The organism is Streptomyces sp. NPDC023527 (assembly GCF_055560115.1).
This window is the reverse complement of the sequence record NZ_JBVHJJ010000006.1, coordinates 65,918-91,365: the sequence shown is the minus strand read 5'-3', so window position 1 is coordinate 91,365 and position 25,448 is coordinate 65,918. Positions and strand designations below refer to the sequence as shown.

The 25,448-nt window shown below is 71.3% G+C and carries 24 protein-coding genes; 11 read left to right on the top strand and 13 right to left on the bottom strand.

The features are described from left to right. Nucleotides 1-38 precede the first annotated feature (38 nt). On the top strand, nucleotides 39-761 hold the full coding sequence (locus ACZ303_RS13620; protein ID WP_467338404.1) for a hypothetical protein: 723 nt from the start codon (nucleotides 39-41) through the stop codon (nucleotides 759-761). A gap of 131 nt (nucleotides 762-892) precedes the next feature. On the opposite strand, the gene ACZ303_RS13615 is transcribed toward ACZ303_RS13620, so the two are convergent. From ACZ303_RS13615 to ACZ303_RS13595, 5 genes are all read right to left on the bottom strand, one after another. Then, on the bottom strand, nucleotides 893-1,660 hold the full coding sequence (locus tag ACZ303_RS13615) for a succinate dehydrogenase iron-sulfur subunit (protein WP_467338402.1): 768 nt from the start codon (nucleotides 1,658-1,660) through the stop codon (nucleotides 893-895). Then, a complete protein-coding gene (gene sdhA, locus ACZ303_RS13610) occupies nucleotides 1,660-3,414 on the bottom strand; it encodes a succinate dehydrogenase flavoprotein subunit (protein WP_467338400.1) in 1,755 nt (584 codons plus the stop codon). The genes ACZ303_RS13615 and sdhA overlap by 1 nt, the downstream gene beginning before the upstream one ends. A gap of 20 nt (nucleotides 3,415-3,434) precedes the next feature. Next, entirely contained in the window at nucleotides 3,435-3,908 is a 474-nt protein-coding gene (locus ACZ303_RS13605; RefSeq protein ID WP_467338399.1) for a succinate dehydrogenase hydrophobic membrane anchor subunit, read from the bottom strand. A gap of 6 nt (nucleotides 3,909-3,914) precedes the next feature. Then, complete coding sequence (gene sdhC / locus ACZ303_RS13600; RefSeq protein WP_215082118.1) at nucleotides 3,915-4,295, bottom strand: succinate dehydrogenase, cytochrome b556 subunit; 381 nt, start codon at nucleotides 4,293-4,295, stop codon at nucleotides 3,915-3,917. A gap of 229 nt (nucleotides 4,296-4,524) precedes the next feature. After that, the gene (locus ACZ303_RS13595) at nucleotides 4,525-5,133 is read right to left on the bottom strand and encodes a 2-oxo-4-hydroxy-4-carboxy-5-ureidoimidazoline decarboxylase (RefSeq protein ID WP_467338395.1); all 609 of its coding nucleotides are present in this window, start codon (nucleotides 5,131-5,133) and stop codon (nucleotides 4,525-4,527) included. A gap of 122 nt (nucleotides 5,134-5,255) precedes the next feature. Here ACZ303_RS13595 and ACZ303_RS13590 point away from each other — a divergent pair, with 122 nt between their 5' ends. From ACZ303_RS13590 to ACZ303_RS13550, 9 genes are all read left to right on the top strand, one after another. Continuing rightward, nucleotides 5,256-6,878 (top strand): beta-N-acetylhexosaminidase, encoded by a 1,623-nt coding sequence (locus ACZ303_RS13590; RefSeq protein WP_467338393.1) that lies wholly within the window; start codon nucleotides 5,256-5,258, stop codon nucleotides 6,876-6,878. Nucleotides 6,879-7,013: 135 nt separating this feature from the next. Further along, entirely contained in the window at nucleotides 7,014-9,098 is a 2,085-nt protein-coding gene (locus ACZ303_RS13585; RefSeq protein WP_467338391.1) for a glycosyltransferase family 4 protein, read from the top strand. Between the two features lie 364 nt (nucleotides 9,099-9,462). Next, nucleotides 9,463-10,368, top strand: a complete 906-nt coding sequence (locus ACZ303_RS13580) for a DUF4328 domain-containing protein (protein WP_467338390.1) — start codon at nucleotides 9,463-9,465, stop codon at nucleotides 10,366-10,368. A gap of 34 nt (nucleotides 10,369-10,402) precedes the next feature. Next, nucleotides 10,403-11,107, top strand: a complete 705-nt coding sequence (locus ACZ303_RS13575; RefSeq protein WP_467338388.1) for an RNA polymerase sigma factor — start codon at nucleotides 10,403-10,405, stop codon at nucleotides 11,105-11,107. Further along, on the top strand, nucleotides 11,107-12,702 hold the full coding sequence (locus ACZ303_RS13570; protein ID WP_467338386.1) for a hypothetical protein: 1,596 nt from the start codon (nucleotides 11,107-11,109) through the stop codon (nucleotides 12,700-12,702). Before ACZ303_RS13575 ends, ACZ303_RS13570 begins: the two co-directional genes overlap by 1 nt. 220 nt (nucleotides 12,703-12,922) lie before the next feature. Beyond that, nucleotides 12,923-14,521 carry an acyl-CoA mutase large subunit family protein gene (locus ACZ303_RS13565; RefSeq protein ID WP_467338384.1) on the top strand — a complete coding sequence of 533 codons (1,599 nt, stop codon included), beginning with the start codon at nucleotides 12,923-12,925 and terminating at the stop codon, nucleotides 14,519-14,521. 36 nt (nucleotides 14,522-14,557) lie between these two features. Continuing rightward, nucleotides 14,558-14,770 carry a hypothetical protein gene (locus tag ACZ303_RS13560; protein WP_467338382.1) on the top strand — a complete coding sequence of 71 codons (213 nt, stop codon included), beginning with the start codon at nucleotides 14,558-14,560 and terminating at the stop codon, nucleotides 14,768-14,770. Nucleotides 14,771-14,919: 149 nt separating this feature from the next. Further along, nucleotides 14,920-16,203: a sensor histidine kinase gene (locus tag ACZ303_RS13555; RefSeq protein WP_467338380.1), complete on the top strand. Its 1,284-nt coding sequence runs from the start codon at nucleotides 14,920-14,922 to the stop codon at nucleotides 16,201-16,203. Next, nucleotides 16,167-16,811, top strand: coding sequence for a LuxR C-terminal-related transcriptional regulator (locus tag ACZ303_RS13550; RefSeq protein ID WP_467338378.1), 645 nt, complete (start codon nucleotides 16,167-16,169; stop codon nucleotides 16,809-16,811). The genes ACZ303_RS13555 and ACZ303_RS13550 overlap by 37 nt, the downstream gene beginning before the upstream one ends. Here the strand turns inward: ACZ303_RS13550 and ACZ303_RS13545 are convergent. Genes ACZ303_RS13545 through ACZ303_RS13530 form a run of 4 tightly spaced genes read right to left on the bottom strand, consistent with a single transcriptional unit; the run spans nucleotide 16,808 to nucleotide 18,642 of the window. Beyond that, nucleotides 16,808-17,359 (bottom strand): MepB family protein, encoded by a 552-nt coding sequence (locus ACZ303_RS13545; protein WP_467338376.1) that lies wholly within the window; start codon nucleotides 17,357-17,359, stop codon nucleotides 16,808-16,810. The two genes, ACZ303_RS13550 and ACZ303_RS13545, sit on opposite strands and share 4 nt — an antisense overlap. 12 nt (nucleotides 17,360-17,371) lie before the next feature. Beyond that, a complete protein-coding gene (locus ACZ303_RS13540) occupies nucleotides 17,372-17,608 on the bottom strand; it encodes a DUF397 domain-containing protein (RefSeq protein WP_467338374.1) in 237 nt (78 codons plus the stop codon). Between the two features lie 12 nt (nucleotides 17,609-17,620). Continuing rightward, nucleotides 17,621-17,818, bottom strand: coding sequence for a DUF397 domain-containing protein (locus tag ACZ303_RS13535; protein WP_467338372.1), 198 nt, complete (start codon nucleotides 17,816-17,818; stop codon nucleotides 17,621-17,623). Nucleotides 17,819-17,829: 11 nt separating this feature from the next. Then, a complete protein-coding gene (locus tag ACZ303_RS13530; protein WP_467338370.1) occupies nucleotides 17,830-18,642 on the bottom strand; it encodes a DUF5753 domain-containing protein in 813 nt (270 codons plus the stop codon). Between the two features lie 313 nt (nucleotides 18,643-18,955). Here ACZ303_RS13530 and ACZ303_RS13525 point away from each other — a divergent pair, with 313 nt between their 5' ends. Continuing rightward, a complete protein-coding gene (locus ACZ303_RS13525) occupies nucleotides 18,956-19,492 on the top strand; it encodes an ATP-binding protein (protein ID WP_467338368.1) in 537 nt (178 codons plus the stop codon). Nucleotides 19,493-19,839: 347 nt separating this feature from the next. On the opposite strand, the gene ACZ303_RS13520 is transcribed toward ACZ303_RS13525, so the two are convergent. The 4 genes from ACZ303_RS13520 to ACZ303_RS13505 all read right to left on the bottom strand — a co-directional run bounded on the left by ACZ303_RS13520 (nucleotide 19,840) and on the right by ACZ303_RS13505 (nucleotide 25,443). Continuing rightward, complete coding sequence (locus tag ACZ303_RS13520) at nucleotides 19,840-21,351, bottom strand: alpha/beta hydrolase (protein WP_467338366.1); 1,512 nt, start codon at nucleotides 21,349-21,351, stop codon at nucleotides 19,840-19,842. Between the two features lie 82 nt (nucleotides 21,352-21,433). After that, complete coding sequence (locus ACZ303_RS13515) at nucleotides 21,434-23,122, bottom strand: OPT/YSL family transporter (protein ID WP_467338364.1); 1,689 nt, start codon at nucleotides 23,120-23,122, stop codon at nucleotides 21,434-21,436. Between the two features lie 7 nt (nucleotides 23,123-23,129). Further along, nucleotides 23,130-24,707 (bottom strand): MFS transporter, encoded by a 1,578-nt coding sequence (locus ACZ303_RS13510; protein WP_467338362.1) that lies wholly within the window; start codon nucleotides 24,705-24,707, stop codon nucleotides 23,130-23,132. A 43-nt stretch (nucleotides 24,708-24,750) separates the two neighbouring features. Continuing rightward, nucleotides 24,751-25,443, bottom strand: coding sequence for a tRNA-dependent cyclodipeptide synthase (locus tag ACZ303_RS13505; RefSeq protein WP_467338360.1), 693 nt, complete (start codon nucleotides 25,441-25,443; stop codon nucleotides 24,751-24,753). Nucleotides 25,444-25,448: the final 5 nt, after the last annotated feature.

Here is a 25,448-nt window from a genome sequence, read left to right as displayed (position 1 = left end):
GTAGCAGCAGAGCAGTACCAACACCACACGAGGAAGCCGTGCACGACGAACAGCAGCAGTTCCCGCCGTGGGGCACCGTAACCCCTGACTACTGGGTCCGTGAGTCGTCCAGCACCGCCCAGGCCGTGGCTCTGCCGGATGCATCCGCCCCCGCGATGCCGCACCCGCAGGCGACGTTGGCCGCCGAGGAACTCACGGCAGCCCGAACCACCGAGGACCGGATCGGCGGTGGAAAGGCGAAGAGTGAGCTGCCGATACCGGAGCGGCGCCAGGCGGCGACGCACGGTACCGGCGGCTCTGCGGACGAGTCGGCCACCACCGACCTGGAACCACCCACGGCCCACCGTGATCGAATCACCGCGGTCACCTCCGCCTTCAATCACCCCGAGGACCGTGACGGATTGGCCGCTGCGGCGATCGAGGCGGAGGAGCTCGACCGGGAGATCACCGCCGAGTACGGTCAGGATCACTCCCATACCGTCAACATTCGCGAGATACGGGGGTGGTTGAGCTTTTTGATGGGGCAGTTCGGCGTAGCGGTCCGCTGGTACCTGCACACCACCGGCCTCCAAATCGCCCTGCACGGCCCCAGTCACCCCCTCACCCAGGAATCCGTCCGACGGGCCGTACACATCTGGTCCCGGGTCACCGACCCTCAGGAGCGGACCGGCCTGGGGCGGGATCTCGCGGCGATGGCGGCCGCGGTCACCGGGGAGGACAGTGATACCACCCGCTTCGTCCGTGCCCGTCTGACTTCCTGAGGGTCGGCCTCCCGCGGTCCCCTCGGTTGCCGGGTACGCGGGCCCACGAGCCCCCGGCGCACATGGCAAGGGCCCCGCTTCCGTCAATGTGACAGAAGCGGGGCCCTCGTCGTACAACAGCGGACCGCAGGTCAGAAGCGACGCGTGATCAGCGCGCGCTTGACCTCCTGGATCGCCTTCGTGACCTCGATGCCACGCGGGCAGGCGTCCGTGCAGTTGAACGTCGTGCGGCAGCGCCAGACGCCGTCCTTGTCGTTCAGGATCTCCAGCCGCTGCTCGCCGGCCTCGTCGCGCGAGTCGAAGATGAAGCGGTGGGCGTTGACGATGGCCGCCGGGCCGAAGTACTGGCCGTCGTTCCAGAACACCGGGCAGGACGACGTGCACGCGGCGCACAGGATGCACTTGGTGGTGTCGTCGAACCGCTCGCGGTCCTCCGCCGACTGCAGGCGCTCACGCGTCGGCTCGTTCCCCTTGGTGATGAGGAACGGCATGACGTCGCGGTACGCCTGGAAGAACGGCTCCATGTCGACCACGAGGTCCTTCAGGACCGTGAGGCCCTTTATGGGCTCGACCGTGATCGGCTTGGCGGGGTTGACGTCCTTGATGAGCGTCTTGCACGCCAGGCGGTTCTTGCCGTTGATGCGCATCGCGTCGGAGCCACAGATGCCGTGCGCGCAGGAGCGGCGGAAGGTCAGGGTCCCGTCGTGGTCCCACTTGATCTTGTGGAGGCCGTCGAGGACCCGCTCCTTGGGGTCGATCTCCAGCTGGAAGTCCTGCCAGGTCGCCTCGTCCGAGATCTCCGGGTTGAACCGGCGGATCCGGAAGGTGACCGTGATCAGGTGCGCGGGGGCCTCGGACTCGGCCGAGGCCGCGCTCTTCTCGAGCGTCGGGGTGCTCATCAGTACTTACGCTCCATCGGCTGGTAGCGGGTCTGGACGACCGGCTTGTAGTCGAGGCGGATCGAGTCCTTGCCGTCCGCGTCGACCTCGCGGTACGCCATGGTGTGCCGCATGAAGTTGACGTCGTCGCGGTTGGGGAAGTCCTCGCGGTAGTGACCGCCGCGGGACTCCTTGCGCGCCAGCGCGGACACGGCCATGACCTCGGCCAGGTCGAGCAGGTTGCCCAGCTCGATGGCCTCCAGCAGGTCGGTGTTGAACCGCTTGCCCTTGTCCTGGACGGAGACGTTCTGGTAGCGCTCGCGCAGTTCGGCGATCTTCTCGACGGCCGTCTTGATCGTCTGCTCGGTGCGGAACACCATCACGTTGGCGTCCATGGTCTCCTGCAGCTCCTTGCGGAGCTCGGCGACCCGCTCGCTGCCGGTGGAGTTCCGCAGCCGCTCGACCTGGTCGGCGACGAGCTGCGCCGGGTTCTCCGGCAGCTCGACGTAGTCGGCCTTCACGGAGTACTCGGCGGCGGCGATGCCGGCCCGCTTGCCGAAGACGTTGATGTCGAGCAGCGAGTTGGTGCCCAGGCGGTTGGCGCCGTGCACGGAGACACAGGCGACCTCGCCGGCGGCGTACAGGCCGGGGACGACGGTGTCGTTGTCGGCCAGCACCTCACCCATGACGTTGGTCGGGATGCCGCCCATGGCGTAGTGCGCGGTGGGCTGGATCGGGATCGGGTCCGTGTAGGGCTCGATGCCGAGGTACGTACGCGCGAACTCGGTGATGTCGGGCAGCTTGGCGTCGAGCTGCTCCGGCGGCAGGTGGGTGAGGTCGAGGTAGACGTGGTCGCCCTCGGGACCGCAGCCACGGCCTTCGCGGATCTCGGTGTAGATGGAGCGCGAGACGACGTCACGGGACGCGAGGTCCTTCATGACCGGCGCGTACTTCTCCATGAAGCGCTCGCCGTCCTTGTTGCGGAGGATGCCGCCCTCACCGCGGGCGCCCTCCGTCAGCAGGATGCCCATGCGCCAGATGCCGGTCGGGTGGAACTGGAAGAACTCCATGTCCTCCAGCGGCAGGCCGCGGCGGTAGCAGGCCGCCTGGCCGTCACCCGTGAGGGTGTGCGCGTTGGAGGTCACCTTGAAGAACTTGCCGGTGCCGCCGGAGGCGTAGATGACGGCCTTCGCCTGGAAGACGTGGATCTCGCCGGTGGCCAGCTCGTAGGCGACCACACCGGCCGACTTCTTGACGCCGTCGACCTCGGTGATCAGCTGGTCGAGGACGTAGAACTCGTTGAAGAACTCCACGCCCTCCTTGACGCAGTTCTGGTACAGCGTCTGGAGGATCATGTGGCCGGTGCGGTCCGCGGCGTAGCAGGACCGGCGGACCGGGGCCTCGCCGTGGTTACGGCTGTGGCCGCCGAAGCGGCGCTGGTCGATGGTGCCGCCCGGCGTGCGGTTGAACGGCAGGCCCATCTTCTCCAGGTCGAGGACCGCGTCGATGGCCTCCTTCGCCAGGATCTCGGCGGCGTCCTGGTCGACCAGGTAGTCGCCACCCTTGATCGTGTCGAAGGTGTGCCACTCCCAGTTGTCCTCCTCGACGTTCGCGAGGGCGGCGGCCATGCCGCCCTGGGCGGCGCCGGTGTGGGAGCGGGTGGGGTACAGCTTGGTCAGCACCGCGGTGCGGCTGCGCTTGGTCGACTCGATGGCCGCGCGCATGCCGGCGCCACCGGCGCCGACGATGACGGTGTCGTACTTGTGGATCTGCATGGTCTCGTCAGCCCCGGGCTCTAGCGGATGTTCGGGTCGAAGGTGAAGATCACCAGCGTGCCCAGCAGGACGGTGAAGACCGTGGCCACGTACAGCAGGTTCTTCAGCCAGAAGCGGGTGGTGGGCCGCTCCGCGTAGTCGTTGATGACCGTGCGCAGGCCGTTGGCGCCGTGCAGCATCGCCAGCCACAGCATGACCAGGTCCCAGGCCTGCCAGAACGGCGAGGCCCAGCGGCCCGCCACGAAGGCGAAGCCGATCTTGCTGACGCCGCCGTCGAGGACCAGCTGGATCAGCAGGTGACCCAGGACCAGGACGACCAGGACGACGCCGGACAGCCGCATGAAGAGCCAGCCGTACAGCTCGAAGTTGGTGCGGGTCGACTTGGGCGTCTTCTTGGTGCGCTTGCGGGGCGGCTCGATGACCGGAGCCGGGTGGTCCACGTCGTAGAGCGACACCGTGTCGTTCACGGCGGGGGTGGTGGTCTCAGCGGACATCTCGCGTCAGCTCCCGAACAGCGTGCGCAGCGTGTGCTGGAGCACGGGGTAGAAGGCGCCGGCCATCAGCACGACCCAGATGGCGACAACGGTCCACAGCATCTGCTTCTGGTAGCGGGCACCCTTGGACCAGAAGTCCACCGCGATGACGCGCAGACCATTGAGTGCGTGGAAGAGGATGGCGGCGACGAGGCCGTACTCCATCACGTTGACGAGGGGCGTCTTGTACGTCGCGACGACCTCGTCGTACGCCTCGGGGGAGACGCGGACGAGGGCGGTGTCGAGGACGTGCACGAACAGGAAGAAGAAAATGAGGACGCCGGTGACTCGATGAGCCACCCAGGACCACATGCCTTCCCGGCCGCGGTACAGCGTTCCAGCCGGCACGGAAAACCCTCCGGGAGCGGGGATCAGAGCCTGCCGGCTTCACTGTCAGCGGGCCCGGCCGGGTACGGTCCACCGGCCCTGGCCATCGTAGCGACGCCTTGTCGGTTCGGTATCGCGGGGTCGTCAGGTGTGATCAAACAGGCACGTACGGCCCAGTGGGCGGGTCTCCCCGGCCACTGGGGCTGTCCGATGCGTCCGTTGTGTCCTGCGCCTTCCGGCAGTACGGGCGTTATGTCCCGCGCGGCTGCCGGAGGTCGGGGCGCCTTGGGCAGGGGATGTCGGGTGCCAGCCGGGCGAGCCGGCCCAGGGCCAGTCGGGTGAGTTCGGCCGCGGTGACATCCGTCTCCTCGCGTGGCGAGTGGCCGAGGCGGACGCGGAACGCGGCGAGCAGTCGGGCGTGGGCCTCCCCGGGGCGGCAGTCGTCCAGGCAGGCCACGAAAACGTGGCCGAATCTGTTCTCGTACACGGCCTGGGCCCGGCGTAGAGCCGGGTGCGCGGTGAGCAGCCGCCGGGGGCCGGTCTCGTCGGCGAGCGCCTCGGCGAGATCGGCGGAGGACATGGCCCGGGAGGCCCGCCGCGCGGTGGTCAGCAGGGTGCGCAGGTCGGGGTAGGGCCGGTGGTCGGCGAGCCGACGGGCCCACTGGCGGCTGCCGCAACAGGCGAGGAGGGCGGCCTCGGCGGCGCCCGGCAGCGCGGAGTTGAGCCGGTCGAGGCCGTGGCGGTCGGTGCCGTGCAGCGGGATCTCCTCGGAGAGCGTGCAGGGGGCGCGGAAACGATGCGGAATTGGTACTTCCAGCGGACGAACTGAGCCGTTACGGTAACGACGCTTCTCGGCCACTGTCCGACGGATGCGCGAATTTCCTTCGGACGGGGCCGGTTTCCGGCGCGTGGTGGACACCTCGGCGGGCGAGGGGGCAATACCTTGAGCCCATATATGCCCTATATGGGAGGTTCTGCTCCATGGGACTGCCTGTCAGCATCACCCGGGCCGGGGCCCTCAGGGGATCCGTCGCGGGTCTCGTGCTCCTCGCCACCATGACCCTGATGGGCTGCCCGCGCGACCACGCGCCCGCCCCACCGGACGACTCCCGTTCCCCGCAGGCCCCCACCACCGGCTCCAGCGCGGCCCCCGTCACCACCACCCGCGCCCCCGTCCCCGCCGGCGTCCCGCGCACCATCCCCTCGCTGCGCGCCACCACCGCCGGGACCGGCGCCGGCTGGCGGCCCGCCCCCGGCGCCCGCGTCGTCACCGACCCCGCCGGCCCCCTCGCCGACGAGGCCCGCAGGCTGGCCGGCGAGCTCCGGCTCGGCGCCGCCGCCGGCCCCGCGCGCCCCGGCGACGTCGAACTGGCGCTGCGCCCCGGCACGCAGGGCGGCGACGAGGCCTACGAGCTGACCGTCAGCGGCGGCAAGGTCCAGGTCACCTCGGCCGGCGAGGCCGGCGTGTTCTACGGCACGCGCACCCTCGCGCAGGCCGTGCGCTCCGGTGGCGGGCTCCCCGAAGGCGTCGTGCGCGACACGCCCGACCGCAAGCAGCGCGGCCTCAACCTCGACATCGCCCGCAAGCACTTCACCGCCGACTGGATCGAGGGCCGGCTGCGCGAGATGGCCGCGCTCAAGCTCAACCAGCTCGGCCTGCACTTCTCCGACGACCAGGGCTTCCGCATCGAGAGCCAGTCCCACCCCGAGATCGTCTCCCCCGACCACCTCACCAAGGCCGAGGTCCGCCGCATCGTCGCCCTCGCCGCCTCCCTGCACATCACGGTCGTACCCGAGATCGACTCTCCCGGGCACCTCGGCGCGGTCATCAAGGCCCACCCCACGCTCCAGCTGCGCGACGCGGCCGGCACCCCCGCCCGCGGCGCCGTCGACATCGCCGACCCCGAGGCCGCCCGGATCGTCGACGACCTGCTGCGCGAATACGCGCCGCTCTTCCCCGGCGCGTACTTCCACCTCGGCGCGGACGAGTACCGCGCCCTGATGGCGAAGGACCCGCAGACCGCCTACCCGCGCCTGGCCGCCCTGGCCCGCGAGCGCTACGGGCCCCAGGGCCGCGTGGCGGACCTGGCCACCGGCTGGCTCAACGACCGCGCCGCGGTCGTGCGCGGCCTCCACCGGACGCCCAAGGCGTGGAACGACGGCTTCTTCGCCGGTGGCGTCGTCACCGCCGACAAGGGCATCGAGGTCGAGTACTGGACCGGCAAGGAGGTCGGCGCCCGCGATCCGCAGGAATACCTGAACGAGGGACGCACCCTCGTCAACCTCAACGACGAATACCTCTATTACGTCCTCGGCGAGCCCAACCAGTTCCGCTACCCCACCGGTGAGCGCATCTACCAGGAGTGGTCACCGGCCGTCCTGCGCGGCACCACGGCCGCCCCCCGCCACCTCTCCGGACCGGATCGGATCACCGGCGGCCGCCTCGCCGTCTGGTGCGACCACCCCGACGCGCAGACCCCCCAGCAGATCGCCGACGGCATCCGGTTGCCGCTGGCCGCGGTGGCCCAGCGGCTGTGGGATCCCCGCCCGCCGACCCTGCCGTGGCGGGATTTCTCGGCCCTCGCGGGACGCGTGGGGGTCTGAGGGGCTTAGCGTTCGGGGTTGAACCATGCGGAGCGCCCCGTCGTCGGAGATGTGAAGGAAAACCTCGGGGAAGCTCGCGCATCTCTCCACGGCGGAGTGCGCAGGCGCACCCCGCGCATCTGTAACGAGGGCCCGATGAAGATCGAATTCCTGCTTCACAACGCGTACGGCATCGGCGGCACGATCCGCTCGACCGTCAACCTCGCCGCCGCCCTCGCGGACCGGCACGAGGTGCGGATCATCAGCGTCAACCGCCCCGTGGACGAACCCGAGCTCACCATCGACCCCCGCGTGCGCCTGACGCCCCTGGTCGACCTCCGCGAGGACACCGAGGGCGACGAGTACGCGGCCCCGCTCAACCAGCAGCCGAGCGAGATCTTCCGGGACGAGCGCATCGACAACGGTCGCATGGCCGCCACGGCCCTCACCGACGAGCGCGTGGCCGCCCACCTCGCCGCCACCGACGCCGACGTCGTCATCGCCACCCGCCCCAAGCTCATCGGCTACCTCGCGAAGTACGGCAGCGACCGCTACCTGCGCCTGGGCCAGGAGCACCTCACCCACGAGGCGCACGTCCCCGAGCTGCACGCCGTGATGGACCCCGCGATCGCCGCGCTCGACGCCTTCGCCACCGTCTCCGAGGCCGACGCCGGGCACTATCGGGAGGCCCTCCCCGACGCCCACGCCCGCATCCTCTCCATCCCCAACGCCGTCCCGGCGCCGCTCGCCGAGCCGTCCGACGGCACGTCCAGGACCATCGTCTCCGCCGGTCGCCTCGTCGCCGTCAAGCGCTACGACCGCCTCATCGCCGCCTTCGCCAAGGTCGCCGCCGAGCGCCCCGACTGGAACCTGCGGATCTACGGCCGAGGCCCCGCCAAGAACAAGCTCCGCAAGCAGATCGAGGAGCTCGGGCTGTACGAGCGGATCACCCTCATGGGCGCCCGCTCGCCCATCGAGACCGAGTGGTCCAAGGGCGCCGTCGCCGCCGTCGCCTCCGACGCCGAGTCCTTCGGCATGACCATCGTCGAGGCCATGCACGCCGGCCTGCCGGTCATCGCCACCGACTGCCCCTACGGCCCGCGCGAGATCCTCACCGACGGCACCGACGGCCTGCTCGTCCCCCTCGACGACTCCGACGCCGTCGACGCCTACGCCGACGCCCTGCTCCGGCTCACCGGCGACGCCGCCCTGCGCCGCACCCTGGGCGCGGCCGCCCGGGAGACCGCGCACCGCTACGAACCCGCCCGGATCGCCCAGCGCTACGAGCACCTCTTCGAGGAACTGCGGCCCGGCTCCACCGCGGCCGCGCCGGCGAAGAAGGCCAAGGGCGGCCTGTTGCGCGGCCTCTTCGGCGGCGGCCGCGCCAAGTCCCCGGCCGCGCCCGCCCCCGCCGCCGAGGCCATCGCCCACCCCGAGGCGCGCTGCGCCGTCGACACCGACGGCTCCCTGACCGTACGGCTGCGCTCCGAGGAGCTCACCGCCGCCGACACCCACCTCCTGCTGCGCCACCGCGGCACCAAGGGCAAGGAGACCGTGCGCGTGGCGCTGCCGGGCCACCGCGAGCCGGGCCGGCCGGTCGAGGTCCGGATCGAGCGCGCCGCGCACACCATGGCCGAAGGCCGCTGGGACAGCTACACCGAGCGCTCCGGGGACAAGTCCCGGCGCCGCCTGGCCGCCGCCCTCGTCGAGCAGAAGGCCCTGCTCGGCCTGGACCTGGCGGCGAGCGCGGCCGGGGTCGCCGCCTGGGTCCCGTACGCGACGAGCGACGGCTTCCTGGCCGTACGCACCTGGCTGCGCCCCGAGCACGCCGAGGCCGTCGAGGTGCGGGTCGGCGACGACGGCGTCACCGTCACGCTCGTCCTCCACGGCGCGGTCCTCGGCGAGGGCGCCGAGCTGATCGCGCGGCTGCGCCACGGCGACGGGTCCGCCGGAGATGTCCGGGTGGCCGTGGAGAACGGCACCGGCCACCTGCCGTACGAGCCGATGGCGCGGCGGCAGAAGCCGGCGGAGGAGCAGGACCTGTGGGATCTGTGGGTGCGGCCCAAGGCCGGGGCGGGGCTGGTGCGCGTCGGCCGGATCGCGGGCGACTTCGCCGACCGCAAGGGAATCGACACCTTCCCGGCGGCGACGCGCGGGGACGTGCGGCTGCGCCCGTACTTCACGGTGACCAACGACCTGACGATCACGGTCAAGGACAGCGCCGCCGAGGACGGCGCGTGAGCCACCGGACGCGCCGCATGTGACCGCCGGACGTGCCGGTCACATGTGCCACGGACGGAGGACGGCCGGAGCCGCCACCCCCCACAGGAGAGGCTCCGGCCGCCGTCCGGTGCGAACCCTGGTGGGGCCCGCATCTTGTACAGCGCCACGAGCCGCGAATCCGTCACACTGTCATACCGCCGTGGCACGGACCCTTTCTGGACGGAGCCGGGCTCCTGCCCGTAACGTACGCGGTTCCGCGCCCCGAGGCGCGTCTGTCGTGTTGTGTCCCAGTGGCCGGGGAACCGGGGAATTCCGGAGAATTCGACCACATCCCCAGGGGGTCTCGAAGATGTATCCGTGCGGTCGGTGCCGCGCTGCCGCGGTGGGCCCGGACGGCCGCTGCGGCGCGTGCGGCACGTACCAGCAGCAGCTGCACCAGCAGCCCGCCGCTGTGCCTCCGTACGCCGCCGTGCCCGTGGGCGGCGTCGACCTGCGCCGCGGTCTGCGGATCGCGCTGATGGCGATGCTGTCGGTCAGCGCCGTGGCGCTGCTGTTCCTCTTCTGGGCACGCACCCAGCAGCGCCTGGCGCTGGAGGCGCTCCTGGACGACGGGGTCACCGCCACCACGCAGGACGACGCCGAGGCGGCGGACGGCCTCGTCGTGATCTCGACGGTGCTCTACCTCCTGACGCTGGCCGCGAGCGCGACCCTCTGGGCCGTCTGGATGCGCCGCGCGCGGCTGAACGCGGAGTACTTCGCGCCCGGCACGCACCGCTTCGGCACCGGCTGGGCCGCCGGCGCGTGGTTCACGCCGGTCGTCAACTTCTGGTTCCCCAAGCAGATCGTCAACGACATCTACCGGGCCAGCGCCCCGGCGGGACCCCAGTCCGCGCCCAAGGGCCTGCTCAACAGCTGGTGGGCCCTGTGGGTCACGGCCGGCGTGCTCAACACCGTGGGCAGCATCATGGCCACGGGTGCCACGGCCAAGATCCAGGCGCGGGGATACGACGGGAGCAGCTGGCGTGAGGATGTCGGCGCTCTCAAGACGGCCGCGAGCGTCACGGGTCTCGCCACGCTGCTCACCGCCGTCGCCGGTGTCCTCGCCGTCCTCGTCGTCCGCCAGCTCGCCCGCCTCCAGGAGCAGCGCGCCCTCGCGGGCCCGCAGTCCGCGCCCACGGGCGGTGTGCCGTACGGCGCGACCGGGTATCCGCCCGTACAACCCGCTCCGGGAGCGGGCTGGAACGGCCCGGCGCAGAATCCTTACGGCAGCGGCCCGGCGGGCTACTGAGTCGCGGGTTCTCGGAGTGGGGCAGGATGAGGGCGTGCAGGGGGACGACACTGAGCTGACGGCCGCGGTGTGCGCGGCGCAGAGCGGGGACGAGACGGCATTCCGTACCGTCTACCGCGCTGTGCACCCCCGCCTGCTCGGTTACGTCCGCACGCTCGTCGGTGAAGCGGACGCGGAGGATGTGGCGTCCGAGGCGTGGCTCCAGATCGCCCGCGATCTGGAGCGGTTCGCCGGTGACGCGGACCGTTTCCGCGGCTGGGCGGCGCGGATCGCCCGCAATCGCGCGCTCGACCACATACGGATGCGCGGCCGGCGCCCGGCCGTCGGCGGCGACGAGAGCGAACTCGCGGGCCGGCCCGCCGACGCGGACACCGCCGGCGAGGCCCTGGAGTCCCTCGGCACCGACCGCACGCTCGCGCTCATAGCCCAGCTTCCCCAGGACCAGGCCGAGGCCGTCGTCCTGCGCGTGGTCGTGGGCCTGGACGCGAAGAGCGCGGCGGGCGTCCTGGGCAAGCGGCCGGGCGCGGTCCGTACCGCCGCCCACCGCGGCCTGCGGCGGCTGGCCGAACTGGTGACGGCACCCGAGGCCGTCCCGGCGCAGCGCCGGCCGAGCGCTTCACGGACGTCACAGACGTCCCCTACGCCACCCACATCACCAAAGCCACCGGCGTCGCGCAGCGGAGCAAATGCTTCTGCGGGTGTGACGCAATTGCGTGCGCGGACGCAGAAGGACATGTGATGGCGGACGACCACCAGTACGACTGGTTGGAAGACTGGCTGGACGACGACGCCGTGGAGCGGCTGCTGAGCGGACCGGCCATCGCCGACGACCCGGCGGACGAGCCGGCTCCGTCGGCGGGTTCGTCGGCTTCGGAGGCGGTTCCGGATTCTCCGGTGGGTTCCTCGGCTCCGGGTGCGGTTTCGGTTCCTCCGGTGGGTTCGTCGGCTTCCGGCGCGGCTCCGGCCGCGGGGACCTCGTCGGTGCGCCCGGTGCCGCCGGAGGCGGAGCGGCTGGTGCGGGCCCTGCGCTCCCTGACCCCGCGGCCCGCACCGGCGGACGAGCCGCTGGCGGGCGAGGAAGCGGCGTTGGCGGCATTCCGGGCGGTGCATGCGGCGCGCGTGGACGCCGCCGGGACGACGGCCGCGGGCGAGGGCGTCCGGCGTCCGGTGGTCGCGGAAGGCATGGCGGCGTCCGCCGGGGCCTTCGCGCTGAACGCCGAGTCGGGTGCGACGGACGACGTGACGCGGTCGGCCGGCGCGGCCGGCCCGGAGCCCGGGTCGGCGCCGACCATCGCGCGGAGCCCCGCCGTCACGGCGGCGTCCGCGACCGCCACCGCGTCGGAGCCGGCGGCTGCCCACGGCCCCGCAGGGACCGCTGACGCGAGCGCGTCCGCTTCGACGTCGGCGCAGGACCCCGCCGCCGCGGCCGCGTCCGCCGGGCTCGGCGACGCGCGGACACCCGGCCCCCGCCTCGTCGCGGGCGGGCGAGCCCGCGGAGCGCACGGCGGCGATGCCACGTCGCGTACGCGGCCTACGCGCGTTGATGACGCGCCGCGACCCGCCGTACGCACCGGTTCCAAAGCCCGGCAAGGGCAAGCGCGCTGGCGCCCCGTCAAGGTCGCCGTCGCGATGGGCATCGCCGGTTGCGCCCTGGGCGGCGTCGCCGTGGCCGCCGGGACCGGCGTGCTGTCGGGGCCGTTCGGGCGGGCGAGTGGTGAGCCCGAGAGCGCCGCGAGCGTGTCCGCGCTGGAGAACGGCGGCCCGGGGACCACGTCCCCCGCCACCGGTGACCCGAGGCACACCCCGTCGCGGGGCAAGGACGGCGGCCCGCGCGCGAGCGGCCGCCCGACCGCGCCCGGCTCCACCGCACCCGGCGGCGCCACCACGGGCCCGGATGGTGACAAGCGCGACAGACCCGGCGACGGCACCTCCGCGGACCCGCGCGGGAACACGGACGGCGACGCCCCCAAGGACAACGACCGAGCAGGCCAGGACCCCGGCAAGGCGACCGGCGCCTGGGCCGTGCGCGTGTGCCGCGACATATTGGCCGCCCAGCAGCGCCGCGGCAAGGGCGCCGACGAGAACGACGTACGCCTCCTGGAGCGCAGCGCCGGCATCGGCGCGTCCGCCGTCCGCTCGTACTGCGAGCGGCTGCTGAAGGACTCCGGAACCGGCGGCCTGACGAAGCCCGGCGACAGTGACGACGACGGCACCGTCCCCCGCACCGACCCCACCAAAAGCCGCTCCCTCCTCGCCCCGGCCACCGGCGGCGGCACGGAGCCGACCTCACCCCTGCTGCCTGGTGTGACACTTTCCGTGCCGCTGACGCTGTAAGAAGTGAGCCGACTGGTCATCGGCCGCGCACGAGCCGGAGTTCCCCCCATACCGTCGGCTCTGCGCATCGGCGCGGGCGGAGCTCTTCCCCCGGCTCTGCCCGCGCCCCCCTCCCTCCGCCCCGTGTCGGGGCTGCCGAGCGGCCGCCCGGCGGCGCATCCTGTCAGCAGGGCTCCAGCGGACCCCAGTGGCGGAGCGCAGCAGCGGGAGGCGGCAACCCATGGCGCACGAGTCGGATCGCACACGGACCTCCGAGTCCGGAACGCCCATCGAGCCGGTCTACGGCCCCGACGCCCTCGCCGGCTGGGACCCCGCCGAACGGCTGGGCGACCCCGGTTCGTACCCCTTCACCCGCGGTGTCCACCCGACGATGTACACCGGCCGCCCGTGGACCATGCGCCAGTACGCCGGTTTCGGCACGGCCGCCGAGTCCAACGCCCGTTACCGGCAGCTCATCGCCCACGGCACGCACGGCCTGTCCGTCGCCTTCGACCTGCCGACGCAGATGGGCCACGACTCGGACACCGCGCTCGCGAGCGGCGAGGTCGGCAAGGTCGGCGTCGCCGTCGACTCGGTCGACGACATGCGCGTGCTGTTCGGCGGCATCCCCCTCGACCAGGTCTCCACGTCGATGACCATCAACGCCCCCGCCGCGCTCCTGCTGCTGATGTACGAGCTCGTCGGCGAGGAACAGGGCGTGGCCGCCGGCCGCCTGACCGGCACCGTGCAGAACGACGTGCTCAAGGAGTACATCGCCCGCGGCACGTACATCTTCCCGCCCAAGCCGTCGCTGCGCCTGACCGCGGACATCTTCCGGTACTGCGGCGCGCAGATCCCGAAGTGGAACACGATCTCGATCTCCGGCTATCACATGGCCGAGGCCGGCGCCTCGCCCGCGCAGGAGATCGCCTTCACCCTCGCCAACGGCATCGAGTACGTCCGTACCGCCGTCGCCGCCGGCATGGACGTCGACGACTTCGCCCCGCGCCTGTCCTTCTTCTTCGTCTCGCGCACGACGATCCTGGAGGAGGTCGCGAAGTTCCGCGCGGCGCGGCGGATCTGGGCGCGGGTGATGCGCGAGGAGTTCGGCGCGCGGAACCCCAAGTCGCTGACGCTGCGCTTCCACACCCAGACGGCAGGGGTCCAGCTCACCGCGCAGCAGCCCGAGATCAACCTGGTACGGGTGGCCGTCCAGGGCCTGGCCGCCGTCCTCGGCGGCACCCAGTCCCTGCACACCAACTCCTTCGACGAGGCCATCGCCCTGCCCACCGACAAGGCGGCGCGGCTGGCCCTGCGGACGCAGCAGGTGCTGGCGTACGAGACGGATGTGACGGCGACGGTCGACCCGTTCGCCGGCTCGTACGCCGTCGAGTCGCTGACCGACGCGGTCGAGGAGGCCGCCCTGGACCTCATGGCGAGGGTCGAGGACCGGGGCGGGGCCGTGGCCGCCATCGAGGACGGCTTCCAGAAGGCCGAGATCGAAAGCAACGCGTACCGCATCGCCCAGGAGACCGACAGCGGCGAGCGGGTCGTCGTCGGCGTCAACCGCTTCCGGCTGGACGAGGAGGAGCCGTACGAGCCGCTGCGCGTCGACCCGGCGATCGAGGCCCAGCAGGTGGCCCGCCTGGAGCGGCTGCGCGCCGAACGCGACCGGCGGGCCGTGGAGGCGTCCCTGACGGAACTGCGGAAGGCGGCCACCGGCACGGACAACGTCCTGTATCCGATGAAGGACGCGCTGCGCGCGCGGGCGACGGTCGGCGAGGTGTGCGACGCGTTGCGGGAGGTGTGGGGCACGTACGTCCCGGCGAACGTCTTCTGAGCCACCCGCCCACCGGAGGTGAGCGACACTGGTGTGATGTCGTCCCCCCGCCGCACGTGCCCCGTCTGCTCCCGCGAGATCGCCGTCGTCGGCGGCCGCTACGCCCGCCACGACCCACCGGGCCGCCGCGTGGCGTTCGAACTCATCTCCTGCCCCGGCTCGCGCCGCTCGGCGCCGCTGCTGTCGACGGAGCCGAGGCTCTTCGACCCGGAGGAGCCGCCGATGGAGGGCCAGCAGCAGCTGTTCTGATGCGGTTCGTATGTGGTTCCGATGTGGTTTTGAGCGGTTTCGATCGGTGAAGAGGGGAGTTTCTCCCACCGACTCCGGGGCTCGGGCCACCGGATAATGACGGGGACGGGCCGGTGAATCGGCCTCACGTGGGTGGGGGAAGGCGCGGGATGGCGGGCATATCGGTCGCGTTCGGGGAGGGCCTTCGCGGCCTCCGGCGGTCACTGACGCTGTGGTGGCTGTCGCACGTGGCGACGGCCCTGTCCCTGCTGGTGTCCCTGACGGTTCTGCTGCTCGGTTCGGGGCTGGGGCTGCTGATGCTGCCGTACACCGTCGCGGGCGTACGACGGCTGGCGAACCGGCAGCGGGAACTGGTGGGCGACTGGACGGGCGAGCCCATCGCCGTTCCGTACGAGCCGCCGCCGACCGCCCCCGGGTTCACGGCCCGCTGCCAGTGGATCGTGCGCGACGGCCAGACCTGGCGGGACTGGCTGTGGGTGACGATCGAACCGATCGTGGGCGGAACGCTGGCGTTCGTACCGCTCGGCCTGATGCTGGCCGGAGCGTGGGGGACGGGCCTCGGCGTCCTCGGCGTCCAGGGCGTGGACGTGGCGGTGGTGGGGAACGGCGTCTGGTTCGAATTCATCCCCATCGACGGTCCGACGACCGCCGTGCTGGCGGGCTGCGTCGGCCTGCTCCACCTGCCGCTGGCCCTGTGGGTGGCGCCACGCATGGTCCGCGCGCACGGCGCGTTCACCCGCCGGCTGCTGGCCCCGAGCGAGGCGGCGCGGATGGCGGAGCGCATCGAGTACCTGTCGGCCACGCGCTCGGACGCGGTCGACACGCAGATGGCGGAGATCCGCCGCATCGAACGCGACCTCCATGACGGCGCGCAGGCCCGGCTGGTGGCGATGGGCATGACGCTGGACGCGGCGGAACACCTCCTGGGGTCCAACCCCGAGGCGGCACGAGCGCTGTTGGTGGAGGCCCGAGCGTCCTCGTCCAAGGCGTTGGAGGAACTCCGCGACCTGGTCCGCGGCATCCACCCGCCCGTCCTGGCCGACCGCGGCCTCGCCGACGCGATCCGCGCGCTCGCCCTGGTCAGCCCCCTGACGACCGAGGTCGAGGTCGACCTGCCGGGCCGCGCGGAGCCGCCGGTGGAGTCGGCGCTGTACTTCGCGGTGTCCGAGGTCCTGACCAACGCCGCCAAGCACTCCGGGGCGGACCGGGCCTGGCTGGACGTCCGTTACGATCACGGAATGCTGCGCGTCACCGTCACGGACGACGGCCGCGGCGGCGCGGACATCACTCGCGGCACGGGTTTGCGCGGCATCGAACGCCGGCTCGCCACCTTCGACGGGGTCCTGGCCGTGAACAGCCCCCTCAACGGTCCGACCATGGTGATGATGGAGCTGCCGTGCGTGTTGTCCTCGCCGAAGACCACTTCCTGCTGAGGGACGGCCTGATACGCCTGCTGGAGGCGTTCGGCCACGAGGTTCTCGCCGCCGTGGACAACGGCCCGGACCTCCTCGCCGCCCTTACCGCCACCCGCCCGGACCTGGCGATCGTCGACGTCCGCCTGCCGCCGGACTTCGCCGACGACGGCCTGCGGGCGGCTCTGGCGGCCCGCCGCGAGGTTCCGGCCCTGCCGGTGCTGCTCCTCTCGCAGTACGTGGAGCCGCTCTACGCGCACGAGTTGCTGGCCGACGGGGCGGGCGCGGTCGGCTACGTCCTGAAGGACCGCGTCTCCAACGGCGCCGAGTTCATGAGCACGCTGCGCTGCGTGGCGGACGGCGGCACGGTGATGGACCCGGAGGTCGTCACCAAGCTCCTGCACCGCAAGGACCGCGACGAGGGCGTCGGCAGCCTGACCCCGCGCGAGCGGGAGGTCCTGGAATGCCTGGCCCAGGGCCGCTCGAACGCGGGCATAGCGGAGGCGCTGGTCATCACGGAGAAGGCGGTCGCCAAGCACATCGGCAACATCTTCCCGAAGCTGGGCCTGCAGCCGTCGGACACGGACAACCGACGGGTGCTGGCGGTGCTGGCGTATTTGGAGCGCTAGCGGTAGCCGTAGCGGGTTCGGGCGAGAGTGAGGTCGACGGGCGCGCCACGCTCGTCCGCGGGAAGCGGCAGGAAGTGGTCGAGCTGCCATGCCTGGGTGCTGTGGGCCTGCCGGTTGGTGGTGGTGACCCACGGCGGATAGACACGGAAAGCCCGCTTCCCGCCGACGCCGTCGGCCGACAGGACGCCGCGTTCACGGAGCACGTCCCGTGGGAAGACGAACTGCCCGAAGTGGTGGGCGTCGCGCGTGCTGATGACGAACAGATCGACGCCGTCCGAGACATCGAAGGGCTGAATCGGGCCGCCCTTCCGCGACCGCTTCCAAACAGTGACGAACTGACCGACCTTCGTCGGCGTCGTACGGGCCACGCGGAACCGCACGGAAAGCCCGTCCAGGATGAACTCGTGAGCCGCGTACTCGGCACTCTCCGCCTCCGGCGCGGGGCGCGGGACAACGAACCCACAGGGGTCGTAGACCAGCGCCTTCGCCGCGATCAGGTCATCGGGGAGGGCGGCGGCGTCCGGCCAGGGCGCGGGGCTGTTCGACATGCCGCCACCTTGTCATGGACGCCGACCGACATCCGCCGCGTGGCGGTCGAGGGCGCCTGCTTTGACGGTACGTATGAGGCCGGCGAGGCGGTGGGGGGTGGGGGTGAGGATGGTGTGGGGGGTTTCGCTTTCGCGGAGGTGAGCTCTTCCGGAGGGGCAGCGGCGGAGTTCTACGCAGTTGCTGTCCTCGCCACTACCGGAGTACGAGGACTTTTGCCAAGCGATGGGTGCGGGCGAGGTTCGCGGCATTGGCGACTGCTTTCAGCGACGGTCGAGAGTGCCTGCTTTGACTCTACGTATGAGGCCGGCGAGGCGGTGGGGGGTGAGGGTGAGGGTGGTGTGAGGGGCTTCGCTCTCTCGGAGGTGGAGGGCTGCGAGGGCCTGTCCGACTTCCACGCAGTTGTTGTTGTCTCCGGTACCTGAGAACGAGGACTTCTGCCAGTCATTCGGTGTCAGCACTGTCGGACCTTTCAGAGGTCTCGCGCCACGCGGTGGATGAACTCCCGTGTCTCCGCCTCCGGGAGTGACGCTGCCTCGATCTTCTTGAAGAGGGATCGGTACTTCCTCAGCTTCGGTTCCGCATCCAGGAAGACGCTGTCGTGAGCAGCGTCCATCTGCACGGTGTCCAGCTGTGCCACAGACCCGGCGGCGAGGAGCATGGAGTAGCCGGATCCCGCGAAGCCTTCGAGCGCGAGCGGGATGGCTCGTACAGTCACATTTTCCCGCTCGGAGACTTCGAGAATCCGATGGAGCTGTGACTGGGCGGTCTTCGTGCTGCCCACCTTGGTGCGTAGCGCGGCCTCGTGGACGACCACCTCGTAGGGAAGTTCGGGCTCCCGCTCGATCACCGACTGACGTTGCATGCGGTACGCGATTCGCGTGTCGAGCTCGGCCGCAGGCAAGTCGGGAACGGCGTAGGCGAAGATCGCGCGCGCGTAATCCTCGGTCTGGAAGAGGCCGGGGATGTGAATGATCTCGACCTGACGCAGGTGGGTCGCCCGGAACTCCAGTTCGGCCAGGTCCAGGGATCTGAGCGGGAGAACATCCCGGTACTCCTCCCACCACCCTCTGCCCCGCTCCGCCGCCATCGCCACGAGCGCGTCGACGAGTTGGGGGTCGGCGTTGCCGTAGAAGGTGGCCAGACGACGAATGCGCTCCTCGCTCACCCCGAACCGCCCGGCCTCGATATGGCTGACCTGGGTCTGTCCGGCGCCCAGCAGGGCGGCGGCCGCGCGGGCAGTGATGCCGGCGGCCTCGCGAAGCTTGCGCAGCTCCGTACCCAACCGCTCCTGACGTGCAGTGGGGTTGGTTCTGGGCGGCATGAACGCCCCTCCCTTGTCCGCCTGCCGAGTGTGTCGCCCTTACCCTCCCATGTTCCTGGGCGCGGTGAGCAAGTTGGCGGACACGGTTGCGACGTATCACGCTTGTCCTCTACGTTCTGTGATGTGACTCTCACAGGGAGCGGCGGTCTCCGGCCGCCTCAACTCCTGTGCGCCCGCATGCAGTCGGAAGTGCACCCCATGGCCAAGGGGCCGAGCCACCGGCTGTGCCGCATCGCTACGCGTCATCCATCCCCCCACTCTCGGGAGCTGTCGCATGCCCATGCCCATGTCCACCCCCATGCCCGTCAGCCTCTGCCCGCTGATCACCCAGGCCGTCACCCACCACCGGGAACGGGACCAGACCACCTCGGCGACCCCGTCCGGCCTGGCCTACAGCTTCACCGTGCCGGGGGAGCCGCGCTCGTCGGCCGTCGCCCGGAACACGATCCGCGCGACTCTCCACGCCCACGGCATGGGTGATGTCGTGCAGCCGGCTCTACAGGTCATCACCGAACTGGTCACGTGCGGGAGCCGGTTCGCGCCTGGACAGGACCTCTACTACTCCATCCGCTGGCGCGAAGGCATCCTCCGCCTGGTGAACTGGGACCCGCACGGCAGTCACGCGGACCCCATCCAGTCGGCCACGTGCACGGCGAGCAGAAAGCGCACACTGCTGTTCCTCGCCACGGTGGTCCGCGAATGCGGCGGCACCTGGGGCATCGCAGAACCGACCCCGACCACGGAGGGCACGAAGGTCTGGGCGAACCTCCCGGAAGTGGGAGCGAGGGCGTACGCAACAAGCGACTGTTGAAGCGAGATACGGGCCAGCCCCGGCTCAGTCCCGGTTTGGTGTAATGAACTCAAGCACCCGTGCTGTCCAATTCTTCCCGCAAGTCGGGCACTGAGTCCGGTAATGAGGAGACTTCAATTTCATCTCCTCAAGCGTGAACAGTGGAATCTCCGGCGCGGCGGTCACCACCCTGAAGCTGGTTCCGCATTCTATGCAGGTCACCCGCGGCGGGCCGCCGCTCCGATCAGCGCGGCGGGGCGACCCCGCCGCGCGTGGATCGCGGCCACCTCATCCGTCAACGACACCGCAACTGCCCCTCCCCTTTCGGGGAAGCGTATAGAACTGACGCTCCGTCGACCCCGACCGGGTCAGCGGGGCTCCGCCGCGCACGTGAGGTCGTGGGCCGGGCGGTGGCCCGTGGTGAGGTACGTGGTGACCGCCTGGTCGCCGCAGGTGTTGCCGGTCAGGTAGGCGCCGTGGCCGCCCGCGTCGACCGTGACCAGGCGGGCGCGGTCGCCCAGGGCCGCGCGCATCTTCAGGGCGCCGTGGTACGGCGTGGCCGGGTCGCGGAGGTTTTGGATCATCAGGACGTTGGAGGGGCCCTGCGGGGTGATGCGGGTGGGCTTCTCGGCGGCGCCGCCCTTCCAGAACGCGCACGCCGTGATGCCCGCCGGCATCCCGGCCGTCAGCGGGTGACGGGCGCGGTCGGCGGCGACCTCGCGGGCGTAGTCGGGGATCGACGTCGGCCAGTTCACGTCGTTGCAGAGCGGGGCCATGGAGGTGGTGGCGTCGCGGTCGGACACGGGCTCGGGCAGGGGGTCGGGCACCGTCAGGTCGCCCGCGCCGGTGCGGGCCGCGCGGATCAGGGCGTTGAGCCGGCCGAACTCGCTGTCCGAGTACAGGTCGTTCTGGAGGGTCTGGCGCAACACGTTGCCGGTCAGGGGGCGGCCGGTGTCCGCGAAGGTGCGGGGTGTGCGGTCGAGTTCGGCGGCGAGGGCGAGGAAGAGGGGGCGTACGTCCTCCGGCTTGTCGGCCAGGCGGTCGGTGCCGCGGGCCGGGTCGGTGGCCCACTTGGCGAAGTCGGGGAAGCGGTCCTCCGCGCCGACCGCCATGTTGGCCAGCCAGCCGCGCCCGACCCGTGACGGATCCGGGTCGCCGCTGCTGTCGAGGACCCAGCGGTCGGTCCGCTCGGGGAACTTCTGCGCGTAGACGGCGCCCACGTACGTACCGTAGGACGTCCCCCAGGCCGAGAGCTTGCGCTCGCCGAGCGCCTGGCGGAAGCGGTCGATGTCGCGGGCCTCGTTGACGGTGGAGAGGCTGCGGACGACGGGACCGCCGTTGCGGGCGCAGGCGTCGGCGATGCGGCGGGCACGGGCGACGTTTGCGGAGATGTCGCCGTCCGGGCCGGGCCACGGGCGGAGGTTGACGAGCTCGCGGTCGTCGGCGGAGATCCCGCATCCGGCGGGCGTGCTGGCGCCGACGCCCCGGGGGTCGAGGCTGACGATGTCGTACGCGCCCTTGGTCGCGGCCCGGACCTTCTCGCCCTTGCGGGCCAGGGATTCGAGGCCCGAGCCGCCCGGTCCGCCGGGTATCAGCAGCAGGGTGCCGCGCCGGGCCTCCGGGTGGTCGCTGCGCAGCCGGGCGACGGCGATGTCGAGCCGGCGGCCGTCGGGTTCGCGGTAGTCCAGCGGTACGGACAGGGTGGCGCACTCGCGGTCGGGGCCGGTGTCCTTGGGGTCTTTGGCGCAGGGCTTCCAGGCGAGGCTGCCGGTGGGCGTGGGGCTCGTGGGGGCCGCCTGTGCCGAAGGGGCGGTCAGGGCGGCCGCGCACGCCGCCGCGGAGAGGGTGAGCAGGAGGGCCTTGCGGGTTGAAGTTCGCATGGGGCAAGGGTGGTTGACGTGACGCCCGCTGCCCATCCGGGCAGCCGTTCCCCTAAGGGTGGGGGTAGCCCCCTCAGGGTCCTCACAGGGTCTTGAGGATCGACCCCGTGTCCGCCACCGAGCTGCCCGCGATCAGACCCGCGCCGATCAGTGTCATCGTGCCGTCCATGCCGTCCATGCCGTCCGTGCCGCCCGCCCGCCGCGTCCGCCGCCACATCGCGTGGCCCGCGCGCAGGGCCAGTGCCGCGCCCACGAGCCAGCATCCCCACGGGATGGCGACCAGCAGGCCGGTGGCCAGCAGGATGCCCATCTGGCGGGAGGGTCCGCCGGCGAGCTGGATCAGGGCGCCGGGGACGGCCCACGTCAGCAGGGCCACGAGCGCGTGCGGGTCGGCGATGCCGGCCGTGATCAGGTCGGCGTAGACGTGGGCCACCGGTGGCAGCCGCCGGTCGGCGAAGAGGGGCTGCCAGCAGATGGCGACGACGGCGATGGCGACGGCGAAGCCCACGAGCTGGGCGCGGTACTGCTGTCGGCGCCCGGCCCTTTCGTACGGGCCCCAGGGCGTGGCGTCCGCGCGCAGCAGCCAGCCCGCCTTGAAGTCGAAGCCGAGGTCGGCGAAGGCCGGGCCGGTGGCGGCCGTGTAGCCGACGAGGAGGGTCAGCGGTACGGGCGGGATGTGCAGGAGCAGCCCGAGGACGAGGAAGACGAGGGTCACGGCGAACGCCGGGAACCAGCCGGAGTGCATCGCGGCGAGGCCCACGATGATCTGGTGGACCAGCGCCGCGACGCCGGCGAGCAGGACCCAGCCGACGACGGCGGCGGATGTCATGTGGCTCATGACACCGCCTGCCGCCGCGACCAGGCCGGCCCCGCAGAGGAAGAGAGCGAGCCCTTCGAGGAGGCCGCGGCGCATCCGTCCGGGGGTGACGGTGCGCGGCGCGGCGTCGAAGGCTTCCGTCGCGGGGCCGGTGGGGGAGGCGGCGGTCGGGGGTGCCGCCGCCTTTTCGCCGCGCTCCCGCATCAGGGCCACGGCCTGTGCGAGGGCGACGACGCCCGCTCCGGCCAGTACGCCTTGGGGGACGTAGTGGCCGAGCAAGTCGGTGTGCAGCACTCCCGGTCCGTACTGGGCGACGAGCAGGCCCACGCCGAACATCAGGAGTGCCCAGCCGTTGCCCAGCAGGGCGACTCCGGCCGTGCTCATGGGCAGGTGGCAGGCGGAGCCGACCAGCCCGAGGAGCGCGCCGGCGCCGAGGACCGCGGCCTTGCGGCCGCCCTCGTCGCCGGCCTTGATGGTCTCCGCGGCGGCCACTCCGGCGGGCCAGGCGGCGGAGGCCGGGAGCAGCCGCGAGTCGAAGACCCGGTAGAGGACCCAGCTGTCCACCGCCAGGCCGATGACCGCGCCGCCGAGCAGCGGCCACACCAGGTCGGGGCGGCCGAGGGCGTAGGGAATGGCGATGGGGGTGATGAGGGAGTTGGCGGCGGCGAAGGTCGCACCGGAGACCGCCGACTGCACGAGGTTCTGCCGGTGCGGCGAGCGGAGCGGGGACAGGGCCGGCAGGCCTGCCCGGCCGATCGCCATCGCCAGCAGGGCGCCGATGACGGCGGTGTTGGGGGCGATGCCCAGCGAGGTGATCAGCACCAGGCCGATCACCGCGCCGAGCAGCGACAGCAGGAGGGTGACGGTCAGGGTGAGGGGCGCGAACGCCCGGGGGTGCGGGGGCGTCGGCGGCTGGTCGGACCTCCGTTCGGTGGTGACCGCGTGGTCGCTCATGGGTCGGTTACCGCTGCTCGCCGCTGACGGACGGGCAGGGCTCGGGGGCGGCGGCGGTCGCGGGTGCGGGCACCGGGGCCTTCGTACGCCGCAGTCCGAGTGCGGCGATCAGGCAGAGAGCGACGGCGGAGGAGGCGAACAGCAGCCACATGGCGGCCTGGTTGCCGCGGGTGAAGAGCGATTCGTAGACCTGGGAGATCTGCTGTGCGCCGAGGTCGGTGTGCTCGTGGAGGAGCTTGGTGCCGTCCTCCGGGTTCCTGATGACCTCGCGGGTCCAGTCGCCGACGGGGATGTCGTGCTCGGCGAGGCTGCTGGTGAGCGAGTCCTCCGCCGACCAGCGGTAGACCGCCATGCCGGCGGCGAGCCCGATGGCGCCGCCCAGGTTGTGGAAGGTCCAGGAGGAGCCCACGGCCGTGCCCGCCAGCCGCTCGGGTACGGACGACAGCGCGGCGACCGTGGCCGGGCCGAGCACGAAGGCCCAGCCGACGCCCATGAGGACGAACGAGAAGGCGATGTAGGCGATGCCGGTGTCCTCGGTGAACCGGGTCTGGAGCAGCGCCGACAGCGCGAACGCGGTGAAGCCGACGCACAGCAGCTTGCGGGGCCCGACCTTGTCGACGAGCCGGCCGACGACGGGGGACAGGACGGCCACCACGGCGGTGCACGGCAGCAGCATCAGGCCGGTCTTGTAGCCCTCGTAGTCCAGCACCGAGTGCAGGTAGAGCGGCATGAGGAAGAACGCCAGGCAGTAGAAGAACGCGAGCGCGAAGTCGGCGGTGATCGCGCTGATGAACGTCCTGTTGGCGAAGAGGTGGAACTGGATGATCGGCGAGGCGACCTTCCGTTCCACGAAGTAGAAGGAGACGAGGGCCACGGCGCCGACGGCGAAGGCGCCGAGGATACGCCCGGACGACCAGCCCCAGGTGTCACCGAGGGTGAAGCCGAGGACGAGGGCCGGCAGGCCGATCGTGATGAGCACCAGGCCCAGCCAGTCGACGCGGGCGCCCAGGTCGTCGCTGCGGGACTCGGTGACGCTGACCGAGCAGATCAGCAGGGCCACGACCACCAGCGGGACGTTCAGCCAGAACACCCAGTGCCAGTTCAGCCAGCTGACGATGACGCCGCCCAGCATGGGGCCGATGGCCAGGCCGATGCCGTTGACGCCGTAGAGGGCGCCGATGGCCTTGCCGCGCTGCTCCTCGGGGAAGGCGTTGGAGACGATCGCGCTGGTGCTGGTGTAGAGGACGGCGCAGGCGGCGCCCTGGACGAATCGGCAGGCGATCAGCCAGCGGACGTCGGTGGTGAAACCCGCCGCCAGGGACGCCAGGCCGAAGACCGCGGTACCGGTGTAGAGGACGAGACGACGGCCGTGGGTGTCGGCCAGCCGTCCCATCGTCACCATGAACATGGAGAGGGCGACGATGAAGATGTTGACGATCAGCTGAAGGTCGGTGACCGTCGCGTGGAGATCGCTCTGGATATCCGGTGCTGCTGTGTTGACGATGGTGAGGTCGATACAGCCGAGGAAGCTGATGATGCTGACCCCGGTGAACGCCCACCATTTTCTGTTCGCTTCAGTGATCACTGATACTCATCTCTCGACGCCGGTACCGGGTCCGCGGCGGGTGCTACGCCGGGGCCGCGACGGGCAGCGCGCGCTTCTTGAACTTGAGGGAAAGCCAATTCCCCTTGCCGGGATGGAACGGCTTGACGAAGATTTCGTACGTCATGGCCATGGCCGACGTCATGGGCTGGGGATAGATGACCGTGTCATAGCCCTGGGCCGCCCACAGCGGCATGATGATCGGGCATTCCTCGATCAGATAGGTCAGGCAGCCGTTGAACGCCTTTTCCATGTCGGCGCCGTCGTCGCGCTTGGCGAGCCGGTCCATGAATTTCTGGATGGTCGCGTTCACCGCGTCCCGGTAGACCGGGTTGGTGTGGTATTCGTCCTCGACGAGCTTCTTGAGCCCGGCGTAGTCCTCGTGGGCGAGTGCGTCGTCCCAGCGCAGGACTTCGTGTTCGACTTCGAGACGGCCAAGGATTTCGGCGTTACGAGCCAGCCATTCATCCCCCGCGCGAAGGGAGTGCTCGTACGCCTCGTCCTCGGACATGTCGAGGTAGTTGTTCCGTTGCAGGGTGTCCGCCACGGCTATGGTGCACAGGCCGAAACCGGACCGGTTGATGAGGTCGACGGTGGCCTGGAGCTTGTCGGCCTCGTGGTAGCGCTGGCCGACACTGACGAGCAGGATGGTGCGGGCGCCGTCCAGGGTGAGACCGTCGGCCTGCTGCCCGAACGATGCCTTGGTGCGGTTGTCCATGGTGG